Annotated in this window: 4 protein-coding genes and 1 pseudogene; 4 read left to right on the forward strand and 1 reads right to left on the reverse strand. The window is 57.3% G+C overall.

Annotation, left to right across the window (positions count from 1 at the left end; all coding sequences use genetic code 11):
• A pseudogene (locus tag FV226_RS26850) lies at positions 1-111 on the forward strand (IS630 family transposase); the annotation flags it as partial.
• 208 nt (positions 112-319) lie between these two features.
• Here the strand turns inward: FV226_RS26850 and FV226_RS26855 are convergent.
• Positions 320-1,489: a flagellin gene (locus FV226_RS26855; protein WP_147765323.1), complete on the reverse strand. Its 1,170-nt coding sequence runs from the start codon at positions 1,487-1,489 to the stop codon at positions 320-322.
• Positions 1,490-1,705: 216 nt separating this feature from the next.
• Here FV226_RS26855 and FV226_RS26860 point away from each other — a divergent pair, with 216 nt between their 5' ends.
• From FV226_RS26860 to FV226_RS26870, 3 genes are all read left to right on the forward strand, one after another.
• Complete coding sequence (locus FV226_RS26860; RefSeq protein WP_246691748.1) at positions 1,706-2,098, forward strand: flagellar biosynthesis repressor FlbT; 393 nt, start codon at positions 1,706-1,708, stop codon at positions 2,096-2,098.
• A 457-nt stretch (positions 2,099-2,555) separates the two neighbouring features.
• Positions 2,556-2,903 (forward strand): PilZ domain-containing protein, encoded by a 348-nt coding sequence (locus tag FV226_RS28825; protein ID WP_246691749.1) that lies wholly within the window; start codon positions 2,556-2,558, stop codon positions 2,901-2,903.
• A gap of 11 nt (positions 2,904-2,914) precedes the next feature.
• Entirely contained in the window at positions 2,915-4,024 is a 1,110-nt protein-coding gene (locus tag FV226_RS26870) for an HD domain-containing phosphohydrolase (protein ID WP_147765326.1), read from the forward strand.
• Positions 4,025-4,437: the final 413 nt, after the last annotated feature.

Consider the following 4,437-nt stretch of genomic DNA (forward strand, 5'->3'; position numbering starts at 1 on the left):
ACCGTTGCCGACCTCTGGGATGCCATCCGAAACGCCTTCGCCGCCTTCAAACCAGACGAATGCCGGAACTACCTCGCCGCCGCGGGATACGACGCTTATGATCCAACCTGATCGGATGCCGCTCTAGATGGTCGGCGCGGCTGCCATGACCCGATCACGGGGCCGCTGGAGCCGATCAAGCGCAAGCGACGCGGGAAGCCTGTTGAGCCGGCGAATGCGTTCAAGGGACACTCGGGGAGCGGTTTCTTATAAGCATCAGCACAAACAAAAACGGCCGGGGTTTCCCCCGGCCGCCGTCTAGTCGTTGAAGCTAGTCCGCTTAGCGGAGGAGCTGCAGGATACCCTGCTGCGCCTGGTTAGCGAGCGAGAGCGCAGAGATACCCAGCGACTGACGGGTCGACAGGGCCTGCGAGTTAGCGGCTTCCTCGTTAAGGTCCGCATTCGTCAGATTGGCCGAACCGGTGTCGAGGACATTAATCAGATTCTTCGAAAAATCCTGACGATTCTGCACCACCGAGAGGTTAGAGCCGAAGGTGGATGATTTCGCACGCAGACTATCACTAGCCGACTTCAGCAAATTGACATTTGACTTGATGTCGCTGTCGAGCAGGAAGTTATCAGCATCTGTGGCCTGCTTAATAGCAGCAATTCCAATACCTGTTGACGTAGCGTCAACGCCCTTTACGTTCAGGCTTGACGAACCGTTCTCATTGAAATTGATCGAGAGTTTAGAGTCTGTGCCAGTAAGAAGATTGACACCGTTGAAGCTCGCGTCCTTGGCGAGCTGATCAATCTGAGTCCGAAGGTCGTTGTACTGAGCAGCGAGTTCCTTGCGCGTGCTGACACCTAAGACAGTGAGGTCAGCGCTCTGGGCAACGGCTGGGACTGCGGTTCCATAGCTGGGAGCAGTCGCGCCGGATGCCGGTGCAGCAAAACCCAGTGCCGTCTGGTCGGTTGCCGTCTTGAACTCAATGTCCGCTTTTGCGTTTAGGACGAGATTTTTGCCATCTGTAGACTTGCTGAAACTTCCAGCGCCAATTGCGGCATTTAGCTTACCAATCGCAGTATCAATATCATCGGTAGCGCCAAGGGTAACTGGGACAGCGGTGCCGTTCTTGATCAGATTGATACTCGTTGCACCCGCGGCATAAGCAGTAGTGGCCGATCCGGACGTAGTCACCTGGGTCGCCAACGCCTGGCTCGTCACAGATTTCGCCTGGTCGACGAGCTTCTGGATCGAAGTAATACCCTGGTTGGCTGCCTGGATAGTTTGGATACCGTTTGAGATACCATCAAGCAGGCCACCCAAATCGTTTGAGCGAGCGCTCAATGACTGCGAGGTGAAGAAATTGACCGGGCTATCAAGAGCCGAGTTCACTTTCTTGCCCGTTGACAGACGGTTTTGGGTCGTTGAGGTCAGCGCAGAGGTATCCTGCAGCGAAAGCAGGTTCTGGCGGGTTGCGGCCGAAAGAGTGATGCTGGAAGACATAAGATGATCCTTTGGATCGAAAAGCCCTCTAATTTCGAAGGCACGCCACCTAGGGCCTCCACCCCCTAATCTCCGATTAAATTAATGTGCCAAATCTGCACCAAGCCATAAGCGGTGATCACATAGTTTACTCATTGTTAATTTTCGTGCCGCACGGACTTGAGCAAATGGCTGCGCTCAGATCTGCCGGCGCCTAACTCAGAACGAGTTCGAACAGTGGCATTAAAGCTAACGATCAAACCAGGTGAAACCGTTTATATCAATGGAGCGGAGATCTGTAACGCGGGTTCGAGTGCTAGCTTGGTTCTAAAAAATCACTGCCGCATCCTACGCGAAAGCGAGATGATCAGCGAGAGCGATGCCGTATCGCCTTGCTCCAAGATAGTCCTTGCGCTTCAGCAGATTGTGCTGAAGGAAAATCCCTTTGAAGAGCTAAACGAACTCTCGCGGCTTGCTGTTCAGATCTTGCAGACCATGCCAAGCGTCGCTCCGCAAATTCTAGAGATCCAGCAGCTGCTGAGCGAGAAAAAGACTCACATCGCGTTCAAGAAGGGCAAGGCCCTGATGGCACTGGAGGCTGAGGGGTTTCGCAGAGCCAAAGCTGGATAACCGCTGCGGACGCTTGGTTACAGCCAGAGCGCATTGAGGGCATTCTACGCCACCATCCACGATCCCGATCCGGTCCGCCCGGTGCGATAGCCGCCGCTCTTCGGCTTCGGCGTGGCCAGCGTCCTATGAAGCCGACCGCGGTAAGGTTGGCCTCCAAGCGAATTTTGCATTTTTCTCAACCTGAGATAGTTTGTAAACCTATAGCCTGCTATATAGGGAGCAAATAGCAATATAGTTGTGTGTTGTAGCCTAAATGATTGAGACTCAAGGAAGATTTCTTTTAGAGAACGGCATTGAAGCACTCTGTGTTGCCCGGATCTCACCAAGCTCAGTCTTCGAAATAATAAGACGCGGCGGAATGTTTCCAGTTCGGCGTGGCATGAAGGCGACTTGCTACCTTGACGCAATCGGGATCGTGCCCGGGCTAATTGGTGAGGTGAGCCCCGCCGGGTTCACTATGCTTGTCGAAGCGAGTGGAGAGCGTCAGACCAGGATTGAGGATCGACTGACGTGGCTCCGTGCCCGTGCCGGCGACACGACCGACCAGCGAAGTAATCCTCGGATCGTACCGGCTCAGAGGGCTGTCAACGTAAGGCTTCCGAACAGCCAGACGATTGTTGCTGAAATCCTTGATCTTTCGATGTCTGGCGCAGCACTCGCTACGAGCGAACGCCCTGATCTTGGGTCGGCCGTCACGGTGGGAAAGCGGTTCGCTACGGTTGTACGACAAACCGCGGATGGGATCGCCGTTCAGTTCAAACTCCCCTTCAGCCCGATCACTTTCAACGAACATGTGGTGCTGTGATGGGGCAACCGGTGATCGAGACGAAGGAAGGCTACATCCTGCTCGTGACGGACCGACTAGACCGTGGCGAGGCAGTGGCCGAGGCCCTTGGGATCGCCATGGACGTCCGCGTGACAGGGCCGGATTTCTACAACCAGGATCACGGCGACCTCTCCGGGGACGTCTGCAAGGGCGTTGTTACGGACATCGCCTTCAATCGTGAGGCCTCAGTCAAGTCCCTACGTCAAATCCTGCGCAACAAGGCCATGCGCGAGGCGCCGCTCATGAGCATGCTGCGCAAGGTCGACGGCAGCGAAGGCGAGAATAACTTCATGCGCGCCAAGGCCGTCGGCGCCAAGATCTGCCTCTCGGCGGCAACGCCGCCGCGCAAACTCGCGGCGGCGGTCGTGAACACAACCCATCCCGATCAAAGCATCGTCGATCGGATCGTCAACCGCGGGCTCGCCAAGTCCGGCTTGGCGGTGGGCGCCATCCTGAAAGTCGTCGATGCGGGCGGCGCCATCGACCTGCCGACCGTCGATGCGGGCGTCGATCCCGTCATCAACGCCATTCGGCATGGCGGCCTCGCACGCTGGCTCGACAGCGTCTGGGTCCACGACGACACCACCTACCAGCATTCCCTCCAGGTCGCGGGACTGGCCGCCGCCGTGGCAATGAACCTGCACTTCCCGAAGGCCGACCAGCAGCGCTTTATTCGCGCCGCACTGATGCACGACCTCGGTAAGGGGCGCATCCCGCTGAAGATCCTGAACAAGCCAGGCAAGCTCGACGACGGCGAATGGGCCGTGATGCGTACCCATGCCAAGATCGGCCATGACATCCTTGTCCGCGGCGGCGTGACGGACGAACTCACGCTCAACACGGCCCTCCACCACCATGAGATGCTCGACGGCACCGGCTATCCCGACCGGCTACGCGGCGACGGGATAGCCGATCCCGTACGTCTCATGACGATCTGTGACATCTACGCGGCCCTCATCGAAAAGCGCCCGTACAAGGACGCCAAGAGCCCCGAGGACGCCTTCGGTATCCTCTACAGCATGGGTGACAAGCTCGAACGCTCGATGGTAAACGCTCTCGCCAGGGCGGTCCTCAAACCCGAGGAGCGGGGGGCTGCCTGAAGATTGTCCACAATCTGAGGGGTAATCCCCTGCCGTAATACCAAGTCTCATGGGTCAGAACCCATGAGGTCCGGCGGACTCCCGCCGCCCCGCAGTCGCGGGGGCCGAACCTTGATGAGCCGGGCTCACCGAGGTTCGGTATAAGTAGCGCTGATGCGTCTATACACCGAGCGGGTCGCCCAAGATCTCATGCGTAGCGACCAACAGATCGACTGGTCAGTGTGGCACGACGAGATCTATGACGAGAAGGGACGGTCGGTGCTAAAAGGGGCGCTTAGCGATGTACAGGACGCTCGCCCCATGGCGTGAGGGTTGTTGTCGATCCAGTCCGGGCCAGAGCAGACCCAGAGCGTGGGTACCGTCCGTCAGATTTTACCACAAGGTCGACACGCAGAGTTGTGAAACCTCTATTG

Origin of the sequence: Methylobacterium sp. WL12 (genome assembly GCF_008039475.1) — a bacterium.
Taxonomy (GTDB): Bacteria; Pseudomonadota; Alphaproteobacteria; order Rhizobiales; family Beijerinckiaceae; genus Methylobacterium; species Methylobacterium cerastii.